Genomic DNA, 25,263 nt, shown 5'->3' on the forward strand with positions numbered 1-25,263 from the left:
AGCGGCTAATTACTTTGCTTTATAGAAGCTTGATAATAGTCTCTGCATTACTCACTTCAAATTTTTGCGGCTGTTCAACATTTAATGTTGTGACAACACCGTTATCGATAACCATAGCGTAGCGCTGTGAACGTAATCCACCAAAGGCTGCTGTGTCCATTTCAAGACCCAATGCTTTCGTGTAGCTACCATCACCATCAGCAAGCATCATTAGGTTTTCAGCATTTTGTGCTTTGCCCCAAGATGACATAACGAATGCGTCATTAACCGCAACACAAATAATAGCGTCAACGCCTTTAGCTTTAAATTCGTCAGCTAATACAACGTAACCCGGTAAATGTGTTTCCGAACATGTTGGTGTAAATGCGCCTGGTACGGCAAACATAACTACTTTTTTGTTCGCGAACAATTCAGACGTTTTGTGGGTGACCATATCACCATCTTTTAATTCTTGTAGTTGCCCATCAGGCATAGCTGCATTTAATGCGATCATAATATCTCCATTGTGGTTGGTGAATGAGTTACCGGAACTTCCGGCTCTCGGGTAATACTTAATCTGTACATCAGTTATAACGCTGATTATTAGTCTAGAATAAACTTGTGCTAAGCGCACGTTTAAGCACTTTCAGACTATAAATTTGCAAATTTTACCTAACGATTAATAGGTATAAAGTGCTTAGTTCTTTTTTGGAATGGCTTGATTAACATAAACATCGAAGCGATTCTTTTTCATATTAATACTGGTAGACGGTGTTTTACCGGCCAGTGGTGGTGCATAGCTTGGACGTTTAACCACTACGCGATATTTTGCCAGGGCAATCGCTGGTGCGAGTAAGTCGTCAGCGTCGAGGTCTTCACCCACTAGCGACTGAAACACGCGCATTTCTTTTTTGACCGCCGCCGACTTTTCTCTATGTGGGTACATGGGATCAAGATAAATAACATCGGGTTGCTGCGCTAAGTTCATATTTTCAATTGATGAAGAGTTGATCAAGCTCATACGCTCGGTAATATCATTAATTTCTGTGCTTAACTGCGCACGCTCTAAGCCGTCTTCAAGTAAAGCCGCTACAATCGGCATACGTTCCATCATAGTTACGTTACAGCCTAAGGTGGCTAATACAAACGCATCTCGACCTAAGCCTGCGGTAGCATCAAGTACGTTGGGCGTAAAACCGTGTTTTAAACCAACGGCTTTGGCAATGTCTTGACCTCTGCCACCACCAAATTTACGGCGATGAGCCGTAGCACCATCAACAAAGTCGACACATATAGCACCAAGTTTGGGCTCATCAAGTTTGCTCAGTTCTAGGCGTTGTAGGTTTACTTGTAAAGCAAATAGCAATTCTGGATGATTTTTTACTGCGGCGATATCGCCGATATAATCTAGCTGCCACTTTTGAGCAATTTTTTTGGCTTTGTCGACGTCAACAGCATCGACATAGGCAACCGCAACTTTATTAAGCATTGGCGACTTCTTCTAAATGAACATGATTATCGCCTGTTGCATAAGCAATTAACCGACTAAGTTGACCTAAAGATAAGTCGCATTGTTGTTGCCAATGATTAAAGCTTGCTTGAATAGCGCTTAAGCTTGATTTTGTTTGAATGCCGCCAGTAATAATGTCATGTGCGCGAAAATAAGCTTCAACGTCTCTACTAAGCAAAAATGTATCTTTGCCTAACGCACGCAAAGCATAAGGCCCAGTGTTTCCACCTAAGCGTTGGCCATGTTTTTTCAAATACGCCCATAAACCGGTAATGTCGTCACTTGGCCATTTTGCAATAAACTCTGCAAAGCTTTGGCCTTGTTGCTGCTGATCAAAAATCATTTGTGCGTTGGCTTTAATGGTTTTAACTTTATTAAAGTTTCGAATGATTTTGGGATCGCTGGCTTTTCGTTCCATCATTTCTTCTGGCATCATCAATACTTTTTCAATATTAAAATTGAAAAAGCTTTCTTCAAAGTTTGGCCATTTATTTTCAACAACACGCCAAACAAAACCCGATTGAAAAACCTTTTTACTAAACTCAGACAAAAATCGGTCGTCAGGAATTTCAGCCAATAAGTCATCTTGTTGAGCGGGGCCTAACAATAAGTTGAGTTTAGCAGCGCCACCTTTGCGGGCGGCGGCACGTTGATAAATATCGTCAATCTTTTCTAATGCCATTGTTATTAACCTGTAATGCCGCTGTGACGTAATAATGCGTCAATTTGAGGCTCGCGGCCACGAAAGGCTTTAAATAATTCGCTTGGTTCATTTGAACCGCCCATTTCTAATACATTAGTTAAAAAGTCATGACCAACACTTTGGTTGAATATACCTTCTTCTTCAAAACGAGAAAAAGCATCGCTTGATAACACTTCTGCCCATTTGTAGCTGTAATAACCCGCGGCATAACCACCACCAAAAATGTGACCAAAGCTGTGTTGAAAACGATTGAATTCAGGCGCTTTAATTACGGCGTAGTCTTCGCGAACTTGGTTTAACACTTGCTGAATTTCATCACCATTTTCGGGTGAATATTGCGCGTGCATTTTAAAATCGAATAAGCTGAATTCAAGTTGACGGATCATTTGCATAGCGGACTGAAAGTTTTTCGCCGCTAACATTTTATCGAGCATATCTTGTGGTAATGGCTCATTGGTTTGGTAATGGCCAGAAATAAACGCTAACGCCTCTGGTTGCCAACACCAGTTTTCTAAAAATTGGCTTGGTAGCTCAACCGCATCCCATGGAACACCATTGATACCCGAAACACCGGCAGCATTAATTTGCGTTAGCATGTGATGAATACCATGACCAAATTCATGGAATAAAGTCACCACTTCGTCATGTGTAAACAATGCCGGTTTATCGCCAACAGGGCCGTTAAAGTTACAGGTTAGGTAAGCCACTGGATATTGAATATCGCCATTTGCTAATTCACGGCGGCCAACACAATCATCCATCCAAGCGCCACCGCGTTTTTTTGATCGGGCGTATAAATCTAAATAAAAACTGCCGCGTAATTGTTGATTACTGTCCAAAACATCAAAAAACTTCACATCTTTGTGCCAAGTATCAACGTCTTTTCGTTCACTAATTTGTAAGCCGAATAAACGATGTACCACTTCAAATAAACCGGCAACTACTTTGTTTTCTGGGAAGTAAGGGCGCAGTTCTTCGTCAGAAATGGCGTAACGGTCTTGTTTCAGTTTTTCACTGTAATAAGGTAAATCCCATGCCTGTAAATTACTTTGGTCGAAATTTTGTTTCGCAAATGCGGTAACTTCAACTAAGTCTTGCTCGCCTTGCGCTTTTGATTTAACCGCTAAGTCTTCTAAAAATCCTAACACTTCAGCCGTATTGTTAGCCATTTTTGTCGCTAAAGATTTATCAGCAAAGCTTTCAAAACCTAGCAAGTTTGACAGTTCATGACGTAACGAAAGCAACTCTGCCATAATGGGGCTGTTGTCATATTCGCCAGCACTTGGTCCTATTTCTGAAGCACGAGTAACATAGGCACGGTACATTTTTTCGCGTAAGGCTTGATTGTCGCAATAAATCATTACCGGCAAGTAACTTGGAATGTCTAAGGTAAATAACCAACCTGATTTTTCTTGTGCCTGTGCTAATGCTTGCGCAGCTTCTTTTGCACTTTCAGGTAAACCAGCCAGTTCTGCTTCGTCGGTAATGTTAACGCTAAAAGCTTGCGTAGCATCGAGAATATTATTACCAAACGTAGAGCTGAGTTCAGATAAACGCGTGGAAATTTCTCCATAGCGTTTTTTGTCTTCTTCGTTGAGTGCAATGCCAGATAGTTTAAAATCTCTTAAGGCGTTGTTGATCACTTTTTGTTGCGCGGTGTTAAGTTTTTTAAAGGCATCGCTTTCGCTTAATTGCTGATAAGCAGCGAATAAGCCAGCATGTTGCCCAACAAAAGTACCGTATTCAGATAAAAGCGGTAAGCATGACTCGTAAGCGTCGCGTAATTTATCGCTGCTAACCACAGAGTTCATGTGCGAAATTGGTGACCATAATTTACCTAAAACATCATCCACTTCATCAATAGGAGCCACAAGGTTAGCCCAAGTGAATTCTGTATTGTTGGCTAGCACTTCAGCAATTTTAGTTTTACATTGCTCGATGGCTTGCTCAACCGCAGGTTTAATATGCTCAGGTTTAATTTTAGAAAATTGCGGCAGTGATGTAGGTTGTAATAATGGATTGGTCATAAAATTCGCATGTTTGCTAGATGATGATGTAGATGTAATGGCAGATCAGTTGATAATCAAGGTGTAGCTAATACTATTTAGCTGCAGATGCTTAAAATTGAAATTTAATTGTTAAATACCATGTCACTTGTTCTTATAAAGCAGCTTTATATCCGCTCTACTTGAAATTTTATTTTTTAAGTCCAATATAATGAAAGATACTCACACAGGAATTTTAATATGACACAACATTTTGACTACATTTCAATTGGCGCTGGCAGTGGCGGTATTGCTTCAGCAAACCGAGCAGCACGTTTAGGTAAAAAAGCGGCAGTGATTGAAGCTAAACATATTGGTGGTACTTGTGTGAATGTAGGTTGTGTACCTAAAAAAGCCATGTGGTATGCCGGACAAATTGCCGATGCATTGCATTACGCCAATGATTACGGTTTTAAAGCGCCATTACAAAGTTTTAATTGGTCAAAATTAGTTGAAAACAGAGAAGCTTATATTGAACGTATTCATGCCGCTTACGCGCGTGGTTTTGCCAGTAATGACGTTACTGTAATTAATGGTTTTGCTAAATTTGTAGACAAAAACACCGTTGAAGTGGAAGGTGTTTTATATACCGCCGACCATATTACTATTGCTACCGGTGGCCGCCCAAGTCGCCCAAGTATTGAGGGTGCTGAGCATGGCATTGATTCAGATGGTTTTTTTTCCCTCACCGAGCAGCCTGAAAAAGTGGCCGTTGTTGGTGCAGGTTACATTGCCGTGGAACTTGCTGGTGTGTTGCACGCGTTAGGCAGCGAGTCACATTTATTAGTACGTAAAGAAAAGCCACTACGTGGTTTTGATGACATGCTAAGTGACACTTTAGTCGAGCAAATGGCGAAGCATGGCCCTACTTTACATACCATGAGCGTACCAACGCGTGTTGAAAAACATAACGATGGTAAATTAACTATTCATTTAGATAATGGTAAAAGCATTGGTCCGGTCGACACCTTAATTTGGGCTATCGGCCGTGAACCTGCGACTGACAATATCAATATTGAAGCAACGGGTATTAAGCTTGATGAACGTGGCTTTATTCCTACTGACAAATTCCAAAATACCAATGTTGATGGTATTTATGCTGTAGGTGACAATACTGGCCGAGCACAGTTAACGCCGGTAGCCGTTGCTGCAGGTCGTCGTTTATGTGAGCGTTTATTTAATAATAAACCGAATGAGCATTTAGATTATTCAAATATAGCTACTGTGGTGTTTAGTCATCCGGTGATAGGCACTGTTGGTTTGTCTGAGGCGGATGCTATTGCTGAGCATGGCGCTGACCAGGTTAAAGTTTATAGTTCTCAGTTTACGGCTTTATATCAAGCGATTACCGAAGATTATCGTGACCCAACAAGAATGAAATTAGTTTGTGTGGGTAAAGAAGAAAAAATAGTAGGCATTCATAGTATCGGTTTTGGTAGTGATGAATTATTGCAAGGCTTTGCTGTCGCGATGAAAATGGGCGCAACAAAAGCAGACTTTGATAACACGGTAGCTATTCACCCAACTTCTGCTGAAGAATTTGTCACCATGTAAAATAGCGATAAAGCATAGATAAATACTCAAACGTTAATTCGACGTAAGTATTTATAACAATGTTAATACTTAAGCCACATTCAAAATACTAACTGTTGTATTTTAATGTGGCTTTTGTGTATTTGTTAATAACCATATTGATAAAATGCTTGTGAGCACTGAATTAATTTTAACCCCTCAACCTTAGCGATTATTGTTTTACCACTTTAGGATCGGTGAGATTAAAATTGAATGCGTATATTGACAAATAAAAGTTATATTTTTAAGAAAAATAAAATCATCGAATTAAGCTAGCCCTTGCCAAATATAGCTTATGTTTTTTTGTTATTTCTAGGTGTCATAAAATGGTAAAAATAGTTTAATAATTGTCTGGTAATGGCGCAGTTTTCTGGTAATCTCTTAGCTCGCTTATTTCTATTGTTCGTTAATTGAACAAGTAAATCTAAGCTTGGACATTTATTTATCCACATAATATAAAAAAAATAATAAATATGTGAAAAGGATTTCTGCCTTACCTTTTTCCTTATAATACAAGCTGTTAAAATTTAGTTGCCGTAAAGTTCATCAGATCTTTAGGGTCTTTTCCTGTGCTTTTCAACATACTTATCCACAATTTTCGCTATTTTTGTGACTAAATATAATGAATAGCTAGAGAGAATTTGCCGATTATGGCATGCTTAGCCCATCTTTCCCCTAGTTATAAAATTATCATGCCAACTTCTGACCAATCACCGCTTATTTTAGTCGATGGTTCATCTTATTTATTTCGCGCATATCACGTGCCATATTTGCAAGCTTTATCAACATCAGATGGGCAACCTACAGGAGCCATTACGGGTGTCTTGAATATGTTCAGAAGTTTGAAAAAAGATTATCCCAACGGTAATGTTATTGCGATATTTGACGCGAAAGGTAAAACGTTTCGCAATGACATGTATCCAGAATACAAAGCTAATCGTCCGCCAATGCCAGATGACCTTCGCACGCAAATTGCGCCAATACATGACATCATTACCGCTATGGGTTTGCCACTATTAGTTGTCGATGGCGTTGAAGCTGACGATGTTATTGGTACGCTGTCTCATCAAGCAACGGCCTTAGGTATTGAAACGGTAATTTCTACCGGTGATAAAGATATGGCGCAATTAGTAAATCCACATGTGCGCTTAATAAATACCATGACTAATGTAGAAATGGATGAAGCCGGCGTTACTGAAAAATTTGGTGTTCGTCCTGATCAAATTATCGACTACCTTGCCTTAATGGGCGATAAAGTTGACAACATTCCTGGTGTTGAAAAATGTGGTCCTAAAACTGCCGTAAAATGGTTAACTGCATACCCGAGCTTAAAAGAAGTGATGGAACATGCGGATGAAGTAAAAGGCAAAGTGGGTGAGAATTTACGTACCGCGTTGGAGTTTTTACCATTATCTTATGAGCTTGCCACTATCAAACTTGACGTCGTACTTGAGCAAAACGTTGCTGAACTCAAACCAAGCGCACCAGATACCGAAACATTAAGAACATTATATAAGAAATACGAACTTAAGCGTTTGTTAGCTGACTTAGATGGTAGTGATAGCAAAGTAGAATCAGACACTACTGCAGCGAGCACTGTAGTTGCTGATTTACCAGCCGCCGTTGATAGCGAATACGATATTATTTTAGATAAAGCTAGCTTTACGACTTGGCTTGAAAAGTTAAAAACCGCTGAGCTATTTGCATTTGACACTGAGACCACCAGCGTTGATTACATGAAAGCTAAACTGGTAGGTTTATCATTCTGTATCGAAGTAGGTAAAGCAGCATACGTACCTTTAACGCATGACTATATTGATGCGCCAGAGCAGTTACCGCTAGATTGGGTGTTAGAACAGCTTAAGCCTTTATTAGAAAGTGAAACCGTATTTAAAGTCGGGCAAAATTTAAAATACGATGCCAATGTATTGTCACATTACAATATTACAATGCAAGGTATTCAATTTGATACCATGCTCGAGTCATATTGTTTTAATAGTGTAGCAACACGGCATAACATGGACGCCTTAGCGGATAAGTATTTAGGTTATCAAACCGTTCATTTTGAAGATATAGCAGGCAAGGGCGCTAAACAGCTGACCTTTAATCAAATTGATATTGATAAAGCTGGGCATTATGCCGCTGAAGATGCCGATATTACTATGCGTTTGCACGAAGCTATTTACCCACAATTAGCAAACATAAAATCACAACTATCCGTTTTTACCGATATTGAAATGCCACTATTACCGGTACTTGCTCGCATGGAGCAGCATGGCGTGTTAATTGATTGCGATATGCTAGCAGAGCAAAGCCAATCTATAGGTGTGCGTTTAGCTGAGTTAGAAATAGAAGCACATAACTTGGCCGGTAAAAGTTTTAACTTAAGTTCTCCTAAGCAGCTACAAGTTATTTTATTTGATGAACTTAAAATTCCAGTTATTAAGAAAACACCTAAAGGCGCTCCTTCAACCGCAGAAGAAGTGCTGCAAGAATTAGCATTAGATTACCCATTACCTAAAGTAATTTTAGAAAACAGAGGATTAAGTAAATTAAAGTCTACTTATACTGATAAATTACCGTTATTGGTTGGCGCAAAAACCAATCGTGTTCATACTTCTTATCATCAAGCCGTTACTGCGACTGGGCGATTATCTTCAACTGATCCAAACCTACAAAACATTCCAATTAGAAGTGAAGAAGGGCGCAAAATTCGTCTAGCTTTTATTGCTCCGCCTGAGCATAAAATTGTCGCTATCGATTACTCGCAAATCGAGTTACGCATAATGGCGCACTTATCTGATGATCCGGGTTTAGTTAAAGCGTTTTCAGAAGGTAAAGACGTACATAAAGCAACGGCAGCGGAGATATTTGCTGTGCCACTAGATGAAGTGACTAGCGATCAACGTCGAAGCGCGAAAGCGGTTAACTTTGGTTTGATTTATGGCATGTCGGCATTTGGTTTAGCAAAACAATTAAACGTTCCTCGCCATACTGCGCAAGCTTATATGGACAAATACTTTGAGCGTTATCCAAATGTTTCTCAATATATGGAAGATACCCGTCAAAAAGCGACAGAAAATGGCTATGTAGAAACCTTATTTGGCCGCCGACTTTATTTACCTGATATTAATGCAAAAAATGGTATGCGTAAAAAAGCAGCTGAACGTGCCGCTATTAATGCGCCAATGCAGGGAACTGCTGCTGATATTATTAAAAAAGCGATGTTAGATGTTGATGCTTGGATAGAAGAGAAAAACGACCCGAGAATTAAAATGACCATGCAAGTGCATGATGAATTAATTTTTGAGATTCACCAAGACATTGTTGAAGCAACAACCGCTACTTTAGTGGAAATAATGAATAACGCTATCACCATGAGTGTCCCGTTAATCGCAGAAGCGGGTATGGGCGATAACTGGGAGCAAGCACATTAATTACACTATTAACCTTCTATTGTTGAAAACGTTAATACGCATGTGAAATTAATTTAGCCTCAGCACGTTCTTATTTAATAACACCAAACGATCCCTTCGTGGTGTTGTTGTTTTTATAGGCCTCTATACAGAGGCCTTTTTTTTTGCTTTTTTTCATTTAAAGCCGAATACAGCGCTAATTTAGTGTGACAGCATAAATAAACTTAATATTTCGTTATTAAATTACCTTTTTATGTAAAATAATTACAAAATGTACTTTACATGCTTAGAGCTCTTACTCTATAATCATCTTGTTCCCAAATTTAACACTTGTTGTGATAATTTGCATTTTAAGCTTCCCCATATAGCTTTTGAGTCGATAACTTCGTTGTCGGCTTTTTTTTGCTTAAAATTTGAGTGATATCACTATTGAGGAAAAAAATACTAAAGAGGCTATTTTTGTGGTTTGTAATATTATTACAACAAAAGATTTAAACGAGTAGATAAGCCTGATTTTGACTAAACATTCGCAGAACTATAACCAGAGCCAACATCAGAGCTTTATTTAGTTTTATGAGAAAGCATAGTTAAGCACATGTTGAGATGGTCAACTAATGCCGAGCAGTGCTCAAAGTCGGTAAGTGAAATTTCTTTATCATGCTGAAAAACTTGTGCAGTAATAACGCCTATGGGTGTTTGCCCCACTTTTATAGGGCAAATTATCATCGAACCTTTAACAATGAACTCTGCAATTTCACCAGTAATATATTGATACCACTTAGCTTCTTGGCGATCTTTTATTAAAATAGCTTGGCCATTATCCATGGTATAACTAAAAACGTTATTACTACGTCCGAGTGTAAATCTAACTTTTTTATTCACGAGTTGGCTAGTAATGTCATAGGTAAAACGTGACTTTATAGCCTTTTTATCGTCAACAACTAAAAAGAAGCTGCAATGTTCAAAAGCAAATATTTTTGACATAGCCTGTAAAGTCAACCGAATGAATTCTGTTAAATCGGTAGATGACTTAATTAACTTATTAAGCGCTATATAAGTGCTGAGAATATTAATCTCTTTATTTGGATTCGGTCTTAAAACTTGATATTTATTACCCTTGAAATCGATATCTTTTGGCAATGGCTTAATATGTTTTATTAATGCTGTAGCACCGTAAGAGGTTAATAAATCATTCGCTTTTTCACGCATATGTTCAATTTTCAGCACCAACTGGCGAACACTTAAGCCCGTTAACTTCGCTATGTCAGCAAGAAGTTGTTGAAACTCTTCTGCGCTACCGCTTGGATTTGCAATCGTGTTACTGAGCTTGTCGGCAAAATATATTATTTGAACTTCAATAGTTCTACTTTTAGGCTTGTCTAACGCCTTTAGAAGTAAATCACTTAAGCTCCATGTTTTGACTAACTCAGTACTAAGTTGCGAAAAATCACAGCCAATTTCACTGATACACTTTTGCCTAAAGCTTTCTGTGGTCATATCATCGTATGCAATTAATTTTTCTGCAGACTCTCCACCCACTATCCAAAAGGCTGTTTCACCAATGCGATAAAGCATGGCGGCTAAATAAAGTTCTTCTTGAGTGTCTTCAGCATATTGTGGAGCCATCATCTTTGCTAGCAAACCAGAATAAAAGGAGCTAGCCATTGATTGTGTTAATTGGTGATAAACCGCAGGGTTAAGTTCTTTATTTGCTAAAAGACCTTCGACTAATTTAGAAGTAAGACAAATATTTTTTACTGCTCTAATGCCTAATATTACCGAAGCACGAGATACCGTGTTGACCTTGTTAACACTGAAGTGTTGTACGTTGTTGGCCACTTTTAGTAGGCATGATGAAAGAGATTGGTCGTGTAAAATTGCCTGACTTAATTTAGGTAAAGACGATTTGTCGTCATTATTAAATTTATCCAGCATTTTGGCGGTAGAGGTAATTGCAGGTAATTCACTTTTAGCAATAATATCAACCCAGTGCTCAATTGAGGTATGCGGTGCGTCTTTCATCTATTTGCTCCGAGCGTATTATTTCTGCTCAACTTAAAGCCATTTTAACGAGCGTAACACATTTTATAAGAAAGTAACTTATAACCCATCAGGCATTTATGGTTTAAAGGTTTTCGTTATGTGCTTTTATGCGCATGTGATTGTTAACCAGTTTTTAGCTATTTGATACGGCAGAAAATTGTGAAATAGCTTAATTACTGAACTTGGCTGTAGAATATTGTTACATTTATAATGCGATATCGGTGCTAATCTATTGTACTTATTATCTATTTAGTTAGTATTGAATTAGCTAAATATAATTGATGTATATAAAGGGGAATATTTTGAGTAAATGGATGCTACCGGTGTTATTAGCGGGTTTAACGGCATGTGAAAATACCAAACAAACAGAGTTTGCAGAATCACCAATAACGGTTTCTGGCGTAACGTTTGTTGAGCGTGTTGAAAGTAAAGCAGGTAAAACGGTAATCCCTTATCAAAAGTATGTCCTTGAAAACGGCTTAACGCTCGTATTGCATCAAGATAAGTCTGATCCGCTTGTACACGTTGATATGACCTACCATGTAGGTTCGGGCCGAGAAGATATTGGCAAGTCAGGTTTCGCACACTTTTTTGAGCATATGATGTTTCAAGGTTCAGAAAATGTCGCAGATGATGAACACTTTAAAATAGTGACAGAATCTGGCGGTACCATGAACGGTACCACTAACAGCGACCGCACGAATTACTTTCAAACGGTGCCAGCTAGCCAGCTCGAAAAAATGCTCTGGCTTGAAGCTGACCGCATGGGGTTTCTAGTTGATGCAGTAACTCAAGAAAAGTTTGAAATACAACGTGAAACGGTAAAAAACGAACGAGGTCAAAGCTACGAAAACCGTCCGTATGGATTATTACGAGAGCGCGTTGCTGAAGCTATGTATCCTGTTGGTCATCCGTATTCTTGGCAAACAATAGGCTATATTGAAGATTTAAATCGTGTAAACGTTAATGACTTAAAAGCCTTTTTCTTACGTTGGTACGGTCCAAATAATGCCACTTTAACCATAGGCGGCGATTTAGATGTTGCTGAAACCTTAGCGATGGTGAATAAATATTTTGGCAGCATTCCACGTGGTCCTGAAGTTAACATGCCAGCAAAACCACAATTTACCATTGACGCCGATCGCTATATTTCTATGGAAGATAATGTGCATCTGCCTTTAGTGTATATGTCTTATCCAACGGTGAGCGTTAGGCATAAAGATGAAGCTGCATTAGATTTATTGTCGAGTATTTTAGGCGGTGGAAAAACCTCATTACTGTATAAGAATTTGGTCAAAAATCAGTTAGCGGTTCAAGCATCAGTTAGCCATCCTTGTGCTGAACTCGCGTGTACTTTTAATCTTTTAGCTTTACCGCATCCGGCTTCAGGTAAAACCTTAACCGATATGGAAAAAGTCATTCGTGACACGTTACTTGAATTCGAAGCCCGTGGTGTTGAAGACGACGATTTAATTAAAGCCAAAGCTGAAATGGAAGCCGGCTTTATTTTCGGGTTACAAAGTGTTGCCGGCAAAGTAAGCCAACTAGCAGCGAACGAAACCTTTAAAGGTAATCCAAACTATATTGAACAAGATATCACCCGTTATGCCAATGTAACTAAAGCTGATGTTATGCGTGTTTATAAAAAATATATTAAAAATAAACATGGCGTGATCATGAGCATAGTGCCTAAAGGACAAAAGGCATTAGTTGCCGCCCAAGACAACTTTACACCTGCTGCGCGTGTTATTCCTGAGCTGACTGTTACCTCCGATACCGATCTACACGTGCGTAAAGCGACAGATAATTTTGACCGTAGCCTAATGCCAGTTACCGGTGCCAATAAAGCGGTTGATGTACCACAAATGTGGCGAGAAACTTTTGCAAACGGTATTAAGGTGTTGGCAACGCAAAGTAGTGAAACACCTACAACGTCAATGTTGATTAAAATCCCTGCGGGCCATTACTTTGAGCATAAAGACAAAGCCGGTACGGCAGCACTTTTAGCGGCAATGTTAAACGAGTCAACTACTCAGCACAGCGCGGAAGATATGAGTAAAGCCTTACAAAAACTCGGTTCTTCGGTAAGTATCTCAGCGGGTAATCAGTATTTGTCGGTTAATATAAATGCCTTAACTAAGCACATTGATGCCACACTCGCGTTAGTTTATGAAAAACTTACCAAACCAGCGTTCTTGCCAAGTGAGTTTGACCGTAATAAAAACAACGCTATTCAAGGTGCGATTAACGGTAAAAAAGATGCAGGTTATTTAGCTTCAAATGCATATCGCCAATTACTTCATGCGAACAACATTGCTGCAACCTCTAGTAATGGCTCAGAAGCCTCATTAGCGAATATTCAATTAGATGATATTAAAGCACTTTATCAACAACAATTTAAAGCTAAAGGCAGTGAAATAATACTGGTATCAGATTTAGATAAAAATAGTGTCTTGGAATCGTTAAGTATATTTAAGCCACTAACCGGTGAAGGAAAGTCGCTGTTATTAAACTTACCTGAATCTAAAGCAAAACGAGGCGTTATATATTTAGTCAATAAAGATAACGCAGCGCAATCGGCCATTCGCATTGGTAAGCGGTCACTTACTCAAGACGTTACCGGTGAATACTATCGTGCTTATCTGATGAACTTTCCGTTAGGCGGAGCATTCAATAGTCGCATCAACTTAAATTTACGTGAAGATAAAGGCTATACCTATGGCGCACGGTCTTACTTTTATGGCGATAAATTTTCTGGAACATTTACCGCTAGCGCCGAAGTACGTGCAGACGTAACCGATAAATCGATTGTTGAGTTTGTTACAGAGATCAAACGCTACGCTGAACAAGGTATAAGTGATGAAGAGTTAGCCTTTATGCGTAATGCGATTAATCAACAGGATGCCTTAAAGTATGAAACCCCTGGCCGTAAATTAGGATTTTTAGCGCAAATTTTAGAACATGGCTTAACGGCTGATTTTGTGAAAGAGCGTAATAATATTGTCGCGAACATTAGCAAAGCAGAGATTAATGCCTTAGCGAAAAAACACTTAAACTTAAGTGAAATGTTAATGGTAGTCGTGGGCGATGCTAAAACCTTAAAACCGCAACTAGAAGCGTTAGGCTACCAAGTCATTAATTACGAAATTTAGTTTAATTTATTTCAACTAGCTCAGCGTTTTGTATAAATCGACGGCTGCCGATTGGCAGCCGTTTTTATATGATAAATTATTGTCTGAATTCTGAACCGCCCAATCAAAAGCTAGATTTGCACTAGCAGCATTCCAAGAAGACTAAATGCTTGCTCAGGATAAAATATCCTAAACTACTATCACATCACATCACATCACTTCATATAACTTAACTACAAGAAGCTAGTTAATTGATGATAGCTAGCTTAATTCATTTGTTGATTTATCATTTAATTATCGTATTCTGATTAAATATAGATATTCGTTCATTTGCAGAGGCTGTTTTGAAAAAAATCGCACAAGGTTTTTTATTTTTTTATGTACTTTTTAGTCTATCAGGCTGTGTTGCGGTTACTGTTGTGTCAGCGGCGGTAAGTGTAACTACAACCGTTGTGGGTGGCGCTGTCGATGTTGTCGACACAGTTACCCCCGATATTATTGATGACGAAGAGTAACTAACAGGCGACGATAATAACGACAGAGATTTTGTGACTTAGTTGCTGTTAAAAAATTCAGACATATAGATTTGATAATGATTGTAGAGTGTTGATTCACTCTTTCCTTTCTACTTCAGTGGTCCTTTAATTGTTCACTTACCTAATTTAAGCCTAATTTAAGCCCAACTTAAGCCTAACTTAAGCCTAACTTAAGCCTAACTTAAGCCTAACTTAAATCCAACTTAACCTCAGCTAAAAATATAAACATAGCTAAACGCAATTAACGTACATCAAGTACCTTTAAAGGGTTTTTGTTTTGTAGTGGTTTCAGGGAAAAATGTGCAAGTAAATTGATGTGATTAACTTAACTTAACTTAACTAAGATAAACCTAAGCTGAGCCAAAAAAAACATAGCGTTGTCAGTCTTGGCACCGACAACGCTGATTAATAAACCCAGTACTGTTTCAGTTTAAGGCTTGCTTTGATATTTCGCTGGTGTGGTTTTATTGGGTAAAGTTGCTTTTAAAAACTCACGAATATCTTGATTCGATGCTTCTAAATCTTGATAGCGTAAATACATCATGTGGCCACTTTTATAGCCTTTAAATGAAAGTCTGTCTTTCATTTTTCCGCTTGGGTCGAGTTGCGATAAGGTATATTTAGCATCAAAATAATTAGTCGCCCCGTCGTAATAACCAGATTGAATCATTACGTTTAAATACGGGTTTTGTGCCATGGCTAAACGTAAGTTTTTACCGGTATTATTGTTAGTTCTATCCCACGGGTGCACATTACCAAACATATTATATTTAAGATCAGTTTTATAATTAAGCTCTTCACGTAAGTAGTAATTAATCGCAGGTGTAAAACTGTGCAACCAAGAGGTTAGCTCGGCGTTGTAATCAGGACGACTGCCAGTCACTTTTTCATCAATACCTAAATAACGTGAATCTAAACGGCCGACAGTTTGTTCGCGGTTACGCAGTATTTCTTTCCAAAAGTAAGAGGCTTCAATATCTAAATTATTACGCAGTACTTCTTGTAACGACAAGCCAGAATATCGAGCTACTTGTTTAGCGATGCGTAGTTTTTCATCTGCTGCAATAAAGCCACCTTTTGCAAGTGCAGGTAGGTATTGCTCAAGCGTGAACTTTTCAATTTCAGGCAATATTTCTAATAAGTCTTTATTTTGTAGGTCATCAGCCAGTGCTTTGTGATACCAGGCTGTTGCTGCGAAATAAGGTAAGCGGTTAGCTGATTTAACCGGTCCTTCACGTTTAATACCAATATCAGTAGGAGACACTAAAATAACGCCGTTTAGATACATCCACTGTCGAGACTGTAATTCTAACGCTAAGCCTGAAACACGTGTTGTTCCGTAACTCTCACCAATAAGATACTTAGGTGACTGCCAGCGGTTATTGCGAGTAACAAAGGTATTAACCCAATCAGCTAAGTACTTAACATCAGCATTTACGCCAAAGAACATTTCTTTTTGCTCAGCCTTTGATGGCATTTTGCCTTCTTTATTGGGTAAAACTCGTGAATAGCCTGTATTAACAGGGTTAACAAACACGATGTCAGCCGTATCTAAAATTGAAAACTCATTGGTTTTTACGCCGTAAGGTTGTAATGGAAAGCCTTCGCTATCTACATTAAGTACTTTAGGACCGGTATAAGCGACATGCATCCAAACAGAAGCAGAGCCAGGGCCGCCGTTAAAAGATATAAGTAAAGGACGAGCGGCTTTATCTTTTACTTTTGAACGTTGGTAATAGGTATAAAAAAGGCTGGCAATCGGGTTACCTTCTTCATCCCAAACTGGCTGTGTACCAGTGGTTGCGGTGTAATCAAACTTTTTACCATTAACTTTTGTGCTATGGCTACTGGTTTTGCTTTCATCAATAACAATTTTGCGCTCAAACTCTGCGTTTGCTATCGGCGATAACAATAAGAGTAAAGCTGTTAAGGTTATAAAGTGTCGACTTGTCATCAGAATATTCCCAATGTTAGGTGTGTTTTGCTGTATGTATATTGAGCCTACGACAGCAAAAAGAAAAAGTCATATTTAAAAGTTAGAACGAGTAATTATAGCGATTAATAACCGTTAACCTGATGAAAAAACACCTAAGTGCCTCGTTCTATAAAAGGATGGTTTAATGTTCGCAACGATTGAGATAAACAATAATTAAATGCTCGCCGGTTATAGCAACATTATTTGCTTCTAGGTCGGTTATTTTAATTAAATGCTGGCAAGGTAAGGTGATAACTTCCTGTGTGCTTTTAATGGACAGCGTTGCGTCTTTAAATAGACTGTAGATAAAACATAAGTCGCTTTTTTCTAGCATATGCTTGGTTATATTTTTTTGACAGCTGACGTTAGTATTAAACGCTGAGGTACGGGCAATAATATTAAAGTCAGTTATTTCATTGGTATGTAAGTTGCCAACGGTTTTATTGCCACCATCAAACGTGGCAACATCGAGTAAATTTTTTAGTCGATCAATTTTGTTATCGTTGTGTTGTAAGTTAATGCCATCACCGTCAATTAAAATTAAGTTACGAGTATAGCCAGTGAAGTTTGAAAAAATACCGTTTTCCACTACGCTTGCCATACTTAAGCGCCAGTCAAAATTATCTAAAGTTCCACCAGGGTTTATCGCCATTTCAACCGTTTCGCCTTTACCGTTTTTCCAAGGTACGGTTTTAAATTGTGAAGGTTTAATAATGTCGATCATATGAGGCATCCTGAATAAAAAAGCGAATAAAAACATGTGTCGATAATAGCGCGAAATTTCTTAATATGCCTGCGATAAGTCATGTTTAATAGCGACTATTTTCGCTAAAGACATAACTTGTTACGTATTGTATAAACTTATAACAAAAAATTAATTGCCTAACAAAAGTCGCATTGATAGCATGCGCACTTTCCAATTTGATTTAATTTTTGTTTAATAATAAAAGGATATTATTGTGTTTAAAAAATCACTCATTGTACTTTCTTTAGTTGTATTACCTTTAACGGCCTCTGCTAACTGGTCGGCGGGTGCAGGCTATGCAAACTTATCAGATGACGACCTTTCTTTAGGTGTTATCTTTGGCTCAGTTGCTTATGAATTTGCTCAAGAGGGTAGTAAGTTATCTTTTATACCTGAATTACGTTTAGGTACGGGTATTTCTGACGATAATATGGGCGGTATTAAGCTTGAAGTTGAAAGGTTCACAACACTTTCTGTTCGTGGTCAGTATAACTTCGATAATGGCTTTTATGCTTATGCCATGCCTTCTTACGCTAATATAGATGCGAAAGCTACTTTCAGCGGTAATAGCTACAGCGACGACGAATGGGAGTTTGGTTTTGGTGCTGGTGTAGGTAAAAAACTGAACGAAAAAACCAGTGTTGAAGCTTCATTTGAAAATTACGACGGACTAGATGTTTTCACTGTTGGCTTTAAATACGCTTTTTAGGTTTTTAAACTCTACTTGATTACTGAAAAGGGAAGCCATAGCGCTTCCCTTTTTATATGCCTAACGTAAATAACTATATATTTACGTTAGGCATTACATTCAACGGCTAAAATCAACCAACTTAAAACATATGGAATGAAAGCGCTTTGAGCGTTAATAACCTTAAAATGCTCAGCGTTAATTTACCAATGTAACCTAAACCATGATAAAAAAATCCAAGATCAAAAAAGCAGTGATAAACACTGCTTAATTTATACGTTTAAGTGCGAATTAACTCGCAAACGCTATTACTTCAAAGACGACATATACTGCGATAGCGCAGCAATTTCATCATCAGTTAAATTCGCCGCAACACCTTGCATCATGCCGTTAAGATCATTATTACGTGAGCCATTACGAAATTTTTCTAATTGAATTTTTAAGTAGTCAGCATTTTGGCTAGCTAGAGCAGGGAAACCAGCACTTGGCATGCCTTTACCGTTAATACCATGACAAGCAACACATGCAGTAACTTCCATTTCTGCGTTGCCGCCTAAGTAAAGTTTTTTACCTAAAGCGTTTGCCTTGCCAGTACCTGCGGTTATTTTTTGGCTAGCATAAAATGCAGCAACGTCAGCCATATCTTGTTCGCTAAGTGCCATTGCCATGCCACCCATTACTGGGTCAACACGACCAGATTTACCACCTGAGGTCATGCCTTGTTTAAATTCAACTAGCTGTTTTACTAAGTAATTAGCGCTTTGGCCTGCTAATTTAGGATACATAGGTACAAGGCTATTGCCGTCAGAACCATGACAAGCAGCACACATTGCTGATTTGTTTTTACCTGCTTCAGCGTTACCTTCCGCTGCATTGGCGGTAATGACTGCACTTAATCCTAATAAAATAGTAATGATAAATTTTTTCATTGGTTTAGTCTCTGCTTGTCGTAAACACGATAAAGGTTTACGGCTAAAATTTGTTAAGGTATTGCTTCTGCATTCTACACGAATTTAATGATTGTGAAATAATGAGGTGAAAAAAATCAATTAAATGTCTCATAACTCACCGTATAAAAACAAAAAACCGCAATTAATGCGGTTTTTATCAATAGCTTTAGGTTAACGCTATTTCATTGACGCCATGTATTTTGCAAGCTCAGTCATATCGCTATCTGAAAGCTTAGAAGCAACACTTTGCATCATGGTATTGTAATCGTTATTACGCTCACCTTTTTTAAAGTTCATCAATTGCGCTTTAAGGTACGATTCGTTTTGACCTGCAATCGTTGGAAAGCCAGCTTTATTCATGCCTTTACCGTTAGCACCGTGACATGCAACACAAGCCGTGATTTTGCGCTTAACGTTACCACCAAAATACAGCTTTTTACCGATGTCAGAACCAGCTGACTCTGCCGTTGCTATTTTTTGTGCGGCATAATAACTCGCAATTTCTAACATGTCTTGATCGCTTAACGCTGAGGCCATTGGGCCCATAACTGCGTTTTCACGTGTTCCGGCTTTAAATTCTTGTAACTGCTTTATGAGGTAATCAGCACTTTGACCAGCAAGTTTAGGGTAGATAGCAACAGGACTGTTACCGTCAGCGCCATGACAAGCAGCACAAGTGGCTGATTTAGCTTTACCTGCAATTACTTCAGCAGTAATTGGTGCTGCAGGCGTTACTCTGCGTGGTACTACGTTTGCTACGGCAGCGGGGTCAGCAAAATAAGCGGCCATATCGGCAATGTCATCGTTGGTCATATTGCCAGCAAATTGATTCATTGCGTAGTTGTTACGACTTTTGTTTTTAAAGTTCATTAACTGTTTAGCAATATACTCTGGGTGTTGATTAGCTAAATTAGGGTAAATCAGTACTTCGCTATTACCTTCATTGCCGTGACAACCTATACAAGAGGCAATATTTCGAGAAGGATCGCCAAGTTCATATAAGCTTTTACCTGCTGCTGGGCTAGGTATATAGGCTGCAGGGGCAGCACTTCCTGTTGAACCAGCATCAGCAGAGTCGCCACCTTTGCTTGAACCATCGTGCGGTAAACCTGAAAAATATGCCGCTAAGTCAGCCATATCTTGTTCAGATAAAGGTGCTGCCATTGGACCCATTAATGGGTTTTTACGATCACCCGATTTAAAAGCCTGTAACTGTTTAACAATGTAATCAGCATGTTGACCTGCTAAGTTGGGAAATGTATCGCTAGCGCCAATACCGTTAGAACCATGACATGCAGCACAAGTTGCTGCTTTAGTTTTGCCTGCATCAGCATCGCCGGATGCAGCTACAGCAAAATTAATACTCAGTAGTGTTAAAATCAAAGAAGTTAAAATATGTTTCATAACTAAACTCTCAACATGCTTTTGTGTTTTTTATTGAATGCATTCAATAAGCCGGAAAATCGGCAACATCATACACCATTAACGCACTTTAGAGGTGTTTTTAGCTAATTTTTTTAGCAAAAATTGAATACAATTGCATCTTTAATGTGAAAAAACGATATAATGCCGTTTTTACTTATACAGTTGGATCTAAACTTGTCATCTACAGCCATTCATCTTAGCAAAGCGACCTTTACACTTAGCGCACCCGATATCCGTCGTTTACCCGCAGATAGTGGTATTGAAGTGGCATTTGCAGGTCGCTCTAACGCAGGTAAATCAAGTGCGTTAAATACATTAACTAATCAAAGAAGCCTTGCGCGTACCAGTAAAACCCCTGGCCGTACTCAACTGATAAATATTTTCGAAATTGCCGAAAATAAGCGCTTAGTTGATTTACCCGGCTATGGCTTTGCCAAAGTACCCATGGAAATGAAAAAAAAGTGGCAAAAAGCATTAGGTGAATACCTAGAAAAACGCGAATGCCTTAAGGGTTTAGTTATATTAATGGATATACGGCATCCGTTGAAAGATCTTGATATGGACCTTATTCAATGGGCCGCAGACGGTGATCTACCTGTGTTAGCGTTGTTAACAAAAAGCGATAAGCTTTCTCAGGGTAAAGTCAGTGCACAAGTACTTGCCGTTAAAAAAGAACTCGCAAAATTAAACGCTGATATTAAAGTGCAGGCGTTTTCGTCATTAAAGCGCAGTGGTTCAGAACAAGCAGATAAAGTTATTTGTGATTGGTTTCAAGATGAAAATATTCAAGCGTTAAATGAGCTTAGCGATGAGCCGTTAATCGAAGAATAATTACCACATAATTGATTATACAAGCGCCTCGAATTATCGGGGCGTTTCTATTTTATAAGTTTTATCTTTTGAACTCGTTAGTCAATTTAATATCAATGTTGAAAGACCAACAGGTTACTTTTTCGAAAAATTGATAGCTGAATCGTTTAACTTTTCATGGTTTACATGTTGAGTAAAACGCTGCAATAACAGCGTTAACTTTGGGTGAATGTAACGTTGGCAAAAAGGACGGTTTGGTGAGCTATAAAGGTAATCAGTAAGCTCGATTTTGTTGGCTTTAAACGCACAAAAGGTCAGAACCTGAGTTATAATTTTTTCATTAAAATCGGTTTGTAATTGGCGTAAAACTATATCAACTTTACTCGCCTGTTCAGCACTATAAGTATAAATAGCAGAGCGATATTTGTGACGCATTGAGTGATCAGCAGTACACGCATGTGTATGTAAATGTATGCTGACCAAATTAGCGAGTGAAATAACATCAGGCTCAAAATATACCTCAATAGCTTCAGAAAACTGACTATTTGAACCAGATGAAGATATCCAGCCTTGATTGATTTTAACAATGCCGTTCAAAGATGCAAAAACACCTTCGGTACACCAATGACAACCACCACCTAAACCTACTTTACTTATTGCCACTTTAGCCTCACTGTTCAGGCAGTACCCAATCAGCTCTTGGAAAATGGCAAGTGTAACCATTTGGCACGCGTTGTAAGTAGTCTTGATGCTCAACTTCAGCTTGCCAAAAATCGCCAACTGGTTCAACTTCAGTAACCACTTCACCCGGCCACAAACCAGAAGCATTAACATCAGCAATGGTTTTTATCGCCATGGCTTTTTGCTCTTCACTAATATAATAAATAGCGGAGCGATACTCACTGCCTAGATCATTGCCTTGTCTATTTTTTGTAGTAGGATCATGTATTTGAAAAAATAATTCTAAAATTTTTCGATACCCGATCACAGTATTATCAAAATAAACTTCAATACCTTCTGCATGATTACCGTGATTGCGGTAAGTGGCATTTTCAACATCACCACCGGTGTAACCCGCACAGGTTTCTGTAATGCCAGGCAATCGGCGAATTAAATCTTGCATACCCCAAAAACAACCACCGGCTAGTACGGCTCGTTCAATGGTCATATGTTATCCCTCTACTTGTGGTAAATACGCTTCATAGCCTTCATCGATCATATTGTCACGGTGAATAAATTTGAGTGAAGCAGAATTAATGCAGTACCTTAAGCCACCTTGTGCAACCGGACCATCGGTAAATACATGGCCTAAATGACTATCACCATGTGTAGACCGAACTTCTGTTCTCACCATGCCATGAGTATCGTCGGTAAGTTCATTTACATTGGTATTTTCAATCGGTTTGCTAAAACTTGGCCAGCCACAGCCAGCGTCAAACTTATCTGCTGAGGCAAACAATGGCTCTCCTGAAACAACATCAACATAAATTCCAGGTGCGGTGTTTTCTAATAGCTCACCAGTCCAAGGGCGCTCAGTGCCGCTTTCTTGTGTAACTCTATATTGTTCAGCGGTTAAGCCCGCAATAGCATCGTTTGATTTTGTATATTGAGACATAAGAACTCCTCATTGTTTGATGACGATTAATAATTTATTAAAGCAATAAATGAATGAAATATTATCTTGTACATTACTGCTTAACAATAGACCGGAAAGTTAAGTATTAATTCGTCAATGTATTGAAACTATATTGAGTAAAATTTCCATATAACAAGGTTTACAAGCGTTAATACTTGTCGAAGTAAATAATAGATCATTATAAGTAAGTCTTAATAACATTAAAGAATCGCGTTAATTCCAGTATAAATCAGCCTAAAAATATATAGCTGCTATATTTAATGGGCGATAATCGCAAATTCGAGTTTACTTAGAAGTAAGTTGTTTAGTAGGCCTTGTCGAAACATTACAAGGAAAGAAAAATGAATTTTAAACTTACCATAGCATTAATAGTCACTATTGCCGCTTTTAACGCGCATGCCGAAAGTTGGAATAAACAACAAACCGAAGTGTGGGATGTTGTTTTAGCTTCGTATGAAGATATAGATAAACGTGATAACAACTGGACTGATAAATGGGTCACCGAAGACGCCATAGTTTGGGGCAACAGTACACCAATGCCTCGAACTAGAAGTGCAATAAAACGCTGGGAAAACTTTAGTCTTGGAGATGGAACCATCAATAATGTTGCAGAGTATAGCCCAACTGCAATTGTTGTACATGGCGACACCGCCGTTGCTCATTATTACTATTCTAATGGCACTACCTCAAAAAAAGGCGATCAAAAAATTACTCATGGTCGCTGTAGTGATGTGCTAGTAAAAGATAAAAAATCATGGAAGTTTGTCTCTTGGCATTGTGCAGACGAGCATAAAAAGCATTAACAGCTTATTAGGTAGTCTGAATAAATTTTTCAAGAGACGGTTGATGTCGAATTTTAGGCATAAAAAAACCGATGGCTAAATTGGCCATCGGTATAGAAGCTTGGGGAAGCTAGAATTCAAAATTATTACAACAGGTCTCAAAAGAGAACGAAGTAATTATAGAGTAACCACTCTATAAAAGTAAAGCCTTTACTCTAAAAAAGTTAAAGTTAATTATATTTGGTGTTTTTTTATGTGTGTGTGGAGGTGTCATAAATAATGAGAATGGTGTCAATAAATGAGAATATCCGAAGTGTGACTGCGCATAATGTTTGAGACTACCAATCACTAAATGAGATTGGCTTCTAATGATCACTTTTGCCACAAAGAACTAATTTACGAATAAAAGTCATCCCGCCTAACGATCACTTTTATACGAAACCGGACGTTAGCCTTGGCTTACCTAACCACTTAATAATATGAGAATAATAACTATTTACTCATTAAATAACAAAACTCTTCCAGTACAGGTTTCAAGCTTACAGCTAACAAAAAGCCTCACAAACACGAATCATCAGGTCACAAGGATGCGAGGCTAATTCTCATCCAAATGGTACACCAAATACTACCCTTTGGAACAGCAGACATTTTAAGCTGAAACAACATACGCATAACGGTGAAACAAGGTATCTTTTAATGATCTGTATTTTAATTAATATGTGTAAAATTAATGACCAACAAAATGTTCAGTTGTCTGATCATGACCAAAGCAGCAGTCAATCGCCAACGCCTATTTCAGAGGAAAAAGTCGAGATTAGATCCACGCTTTGATTATCTTTTTAACTGAACTTCTTCTATGATCATCTAAAATATTGATGGAGTTCAGAGCATGAATACAGTCGTTAAAAACTGGCACATCGTGTCTATTTCTGAAGGTGAAGAATTGATCGGTAAAATTTTATGGGGTATCTGTGTCGATGACATGACATACCGATTCGCTAAAGGCGATTACATTAGTACACCAAAAATAGTAAAAATCTCAACTCACAACCAGCTAATCAAAACTGCCAGTGGTAGCCTTTATCAAGTTATTGGCGAAGGCCAAAAATCTCAGGTGCAGATGAAAGACTTCGAACTCCTTCGCCACGGCTTCAGTCCTAAGCAGATCACCCAATTGAATTTGGCACCAAACGATTTTTTTCATTAACTCAATCAAGTGAGAGCTTATCATGCCAACCCGAACAATTGATTTTCACAATGCCGATTGCTCAGCCTGCCATAAAAAACATGTCGATATCAGAACTGAAATAGTTGCAC

Annotated in this window: 20 protein-coding genes; 8 read left to right on the plus strand and 12 right to left on the minus strand. The window is 38.4% G+C overall.

Features of this window, described 5'->3' with window-relative positions; all coding sequences use genetic code 11:
• Positions 1 to 19: 19 nt before the first annotated feature.
• The 4 genes from H4J50_RS05000 to prlC all read right to left on the minus strand — a co-directional run bounded on the left by H4J50_RS05000 (position 20) and on the right by prlC (position 4,219).
• Entirely contained in the window at positions 20 to 493 is a 474-nt protein-coding gene (locus H4J50_RS05000) for a peroxiredoxin (protein ID WP_108454549.1), read from the minus strand.
• Positions 494 to 676: 183 nt separating this feature from the next.
• Positions 677 to 1,468 (minus strand): class I SAM-dependent methyltransferase, encoded by a 792-nt coding sequence (locus H4J50_RS05005; protein ID WP_108454550.1) that lies wholly within the window; start codon positions 1,466 to 1,468, stop codon positions 677 to 679.
• Positions 1,461 to 2,171, minus strand: a complete 711-nt coding sequence (locus H4J50_RS05010) for a DNA-3-methyladenine glycosylase I (RefSeq protein WP_108454551.1) — start codon at positions 2,169 to 2,171, stop codon at positions 1,461 to 1,463. Before H4J50_RS05010 ends, H4J50_RS05005 begins: the two co-directional genes overlap by 8 nt.
• A 5-nt stretch (positions 2,172 to 2,176) precedes the next feature.
• Positions 2,177 to 4,219 carry an oligopeptidase A gene (gene prlC, locus H4J50_RS05015; protein ID WP_182254830.1) on the minus strand — a complete coding sequence of 681 codons (2,043 nt, stop codon included), beginning with the start codon at positions 4,217 to 4,219 and terminating at the stop codon, positions 2,177 to 2,179.
• A 219-nt stretch (positions 4,220 to 4,438) separates the two neighbouring features.
• On the opposite strand from prlC, the gene gorA reads away from it, so the two are divergent.
• Positions 4,439 to 5,791, plus strand: a complete 1,353-nt coding sequence (gene gorA / locus H4J50_RS05020; protein ID WP_182254832.1) for a glutathione-disulfide reductase — start codon at positions 4,439 to 4,441, stop codon at positions 5,789 to 5,791.
• A gap of 710 nt (positions 5,792 to 6,501) precedes the next feature.
• Positions 6,502 to 9,246, plus strand: coding sequence for a DNA polymerase I (gene polA / locus H4J50_RS05025; protein ID WP_182254834.1), 2,745 nt, complete (start codon positions 6,502 to 6,504; stop codon positions 9,244 to 9,246).
• A gap of 540 nt (positions 9,247 to 9,786) precedes the next feature.
• On the opposite strand, the gene H4J50_RS05030 is transcribed toward polA, so the two are convergent.
• Positions 9,787 to 11,247, minus strand: a complete 1,461-nt coding sequence (locus H4J50_RS05030; RefSeq protein WP_182254836.1) for an HDOD domain-containing protein — start codon at positions 11,245 to 11,247, stop codon at positions 9,787 to 9,789.
• 302 nt (positions 11,248 to 11,549) lie between these two features.
• Here H4J50_RS05030 and H4J50_RS05035 point away from each other — a divergent pair, with 302 nt between their 5' ends.
• Both H4J50_RS05035 and H4J50_RS05040 read left to right on the plus strand, forming a co-directional pair.
• Positions 11,550 to 14,420, plus strand: a complete 2,871-nt coding sequence (locus tag H4J50_RS05035) for a pitrilysin family protein (protein ID WP_182254854.1) — start codon at positions 11,550 to 11,552, stop codon at positions 14,418 to 14,420.
• 323 nt (positions 14,421 to 14,743) lie between these two features.
• Complete coding sequence (locus tag H4J50_RS05040) at positions 14,744 to 14,914, plus strand: NF038104 family lipoprotein (RefSeq protein WP_182254838.1); 171 nt, start codon at positions 14,744 to 14,746, stop codon at positions 14,912 to 14,914.
• Between the two features lie 451 nt (positions 14,915 to 15,365).
• On the opposite strand, the gene H4J50_RS05045 is transcribed toward H4J50_RS05040, so the two are convergent.
• Together H4J50_RS05045 and H4J50_RS05050 are read right to left on the minus strand one after the other, a co-directional pair.
• Complete coding sequence (locus tag H4J50_RS05045) at positions 15,366 to 16,889, minus strand: S10 family peptidase (protein ID WP_108454556.1); 1,524 nt, start codon at positions 16,887 to 16,889, stop codon at positions 15,366 to 15,368.
• A gap of 163 nt (positions 16,890 to 17,052) precedes the next feature.
• On the minus strand, positions 17,053 to 17,634 hold the full coding sequence (locus tag H4J50_RS05050) for a HutD family protein (protein WP_182254840.1): 582 nt from the start codon (positions 17,632 to 17,634) through the stop codon (positions 17,053 to 17,055).
• Between the two features lie 235 nt (positions 17,635 to 17,869).
• Here H4J50_RS05050 and H4J50_RS05055 point away from each other — a divergent pair, with 235 nt between their 5' ends.
• Positions 17,870 to 18,364, plus strand: a complete 495-nt coding sequence (locus tag H4J50_RS05055) for an outer membrane beta-barrel protein (protein WP_182254842.1) — start codon at positions 17,870 to 17,872, stop codon at positions 18,362 to 18,364.
• Between the two features lie 287 nt (positions 18,365 to 18,651).
• Here H4J50_RS05055 and H4J50_RS05060 read toward each other — a convergent pair whose 3' ends face one another.
• Positions 18,652 to 19,272, minus strand: a complete 621-nt coding sequence (locus tag H4J50_RS05060; RefSeq protein WP_182254844.1) for a cytochrome c — start codon at positions 19,270 to 19,272, stop codon at positions 18,652 to 18,654.
• Between the two features lie 198 nt (positions 19,273 to 19,470).
• Complete coding sequence (locus tag H4J50_RS19430; RefSeq protein ID WP_220466101.1) at positions 19,471 to 20,697, minus strand: cytochrome c; 1,227 nt, start codon at positions 20,695 to 20,697, stop codon at positions 19,471 to 19,473.
• Between the two features lie 195 nt (positions 20,698 to 20,892).
• Here H4J50_RS19430 and yihA point away from each other — a divergent pair, with 195 nt between their 5' ends.
• Entirely contained in the window at positions 20,893 to 21,549 is a 657-nt protein-coding gene (gene yihA, locus H4J50_RS05075; RefSeq protein ID WP_404842742.1) for a ribosome biogenesis GTP-binding protein YihA/YsxC, read from the plus strand.
• A gap of 114 nt (positions 21,550 to 21,663) precedes the next feature.
• Here yihA and H4J50_RS05080 read toward each other — a convergent pair whose 3' ends face one another.
• The 3 genes from H4J50_RS05080 to msrB are packed head-to-tail and all read right to left on the minus strand — an operon-like array spanning position 21,664 to position 23,143.
• Positions 21,664 to 22,191: a peptide-methionine (S)-S-oxide reductase gene (locus tag H4J50_RS05080; protein ID WP_310733253.1), complete on the minus strand. Its 528-nt coding sequence runs from the start codon at positions 22,189 to 22,191 to the stop codon at positions 21,664 to 21,666.
• A 7-nt stretch (positions 22,192 to 22,198) separates the two neighbouring features.
• Positions 22,199 to 22,696 carry a peptide-methionine (S)-S-oxide reductase MsrA gene (gene msrA, locus H4J50_RS05085; protein WP_182254848.1) on the minus strand — a complete coding sequence of 166 codons (498 nt, stop codon included), beginning with the start codon at positions 22,694 to 22,696 and terminating at the stop codon, positions 22,199 to 22,201.
• Between the two features lie 3 nt (positions 22,697 to 22,699).
• Positions 22,700 to 23,143, minus strand: coding sequence for a peptide-methionine (R)-S-oxide reductase MsrB (msrB, locus tag H4J50_RS05090; RefSeq protein WP_108454563.1), 444 nt, complete (start codon positions 23,141 to 23,143; stop codon positions 22,700 to 22,702).
• Between the two features lie 362 nt (positions 23,144 to 23,505).
• Here msrB and H4J50_RS05095 point away from each other — a divergent pair, with 362 nt between their 5' ends.
• Complete coding sequence (locus tag H4J50_RS05095; protein WP_182254850.1) at positions 23,506 to 23,967, plus strand: DUF4440 domain-containing protein; 462 nt, start codon at positions 23,506 to 23,508, stop codon at positions 23,965 to 23,967.
• 868 nt (positions 23,968 to 24,835) lie between these two features.
• Positions 24,836 to 25,153, plus strand: coding sequence for a hypothetical protein (locus H4J50_RS05100; protein WP_182254852.1), 318 nt, complete (start codon positions 24,836 to 24,838; stop codon positions 25,151 to 25,153).
• Positions 25,154 to 25,263 lie beyond the last annotated feature (110 nt).

Source organism: Colwellia sp. 6M3 (assembly GCF_014077595.1).
Classification (GTDB): domain Bacteria; phylum Pseudomonadota; class Gammaproteobacteria; order Enterobacterales; family Alteromonadaceae; genus Cognaticolwellia.

Coding starts and splice junctions, on each gene's coding strand:
- H4J50_RS19430 (WP_220466101.1), bottom strand. CDS start 20,697: ATGAAACATATTTTAACTTCTTTGATTTTAACACTACTGAGTATTAAT.
- H4J50_RS05045 (WP_108454556.1), bottom strand. CDS start 16,889: ATGACAAGTCGACACTTTATAACCTTAACAGCTTTACTCTTATTGTTA.
- H4J50_RS05000 (WP_108454549.1), bottom strand. CDS start 493: ATGATCGCATTAAATGCAGCTATGCCTGATGGGCAACTACAAGAATTA.
- msrB (WP_108454563.1), bottom strand. CDS start 23,143: ATGTCTCAATATACAAAATCAAACGATGCTATTGCGGGCTTAACCGCT.
- H4J50_RS05005 (WP_108454550.1), bottom strand. CDS start 1,468: ATGCTTAATAAAGTTGCGGTTGCCTATGTCGATGCTGTTGACGTCGAC.
- H4J50_RS05100 (WP_182254852.1), top strand. CDS start 24,836: ATGAATACAGTCGTTAAAAACTGGCACATCGTGTCTATTTCTGAAGGT.
- H4J50_RS05030 (WP_182254836.1), bottom strand. CDS start 11,247: ATGAAAGACGCACCGCATACCTCAATTGAGCACTGGGTTGATATTATT.
- gorA (WP_182254832.1), top strand. CDS start 4,439: ATGACACAACATTTTGACTACATTTCAATTGGCGCTGGCAGTGGCGGT.
- H4J50_RS05060 (WP_182254844.1), bottom strand. CDS start 19,272: ATGAAAAAATTTATCATTACTATTTTATTAGGATTAAGTGCAGTCATT.
- H4J50_RS05095 (WP_182254850.1), top strand. CDS start 23,506: ATGAATTTTAAACTTACCATAGCATTAATAGTCACTATTGCCGCTTTT.
- msrA (WP_182254848.1), bottom strand. CDS start 22,696: ATGACCATTGAACGAGCCGTACTAGCCGGTGGTTGTTTTTGGGGTATG.
- H4J50_RS05050 (WP_182254840.1), bottom strand. CDS start 17,634: ATGATCGACATTATTAAACCTTCACAATTTAAAACCGTACCTTGGAAA.
- polA (WP_182254834.1), top strand. CDS start 6,502: ATGCCAACTTCTGACCAATCACCGCTTATTTTAGTCGATGGTTCATCT.
- H4J50_RS05010 (WP_108454551.1), bottom strand. CDS start 2,171: ATGGCATTAGAAAAGATTGACGATATTTATCAACGTGCCGCCGCCCGC.
- H4J50_RS05035 (WP_182254854.1), top strand. CDS start 11,550: ATGTATATAAAGGGGAATATTTTGAGTAAATGGATGCTACCGGTGTTA.
- prlC (WP_182254830.1), bottom strand. CDS start 4,219: ATGACCAATCCATTATTACAACCTACATCACTGCCGCAATTTTCTAAA.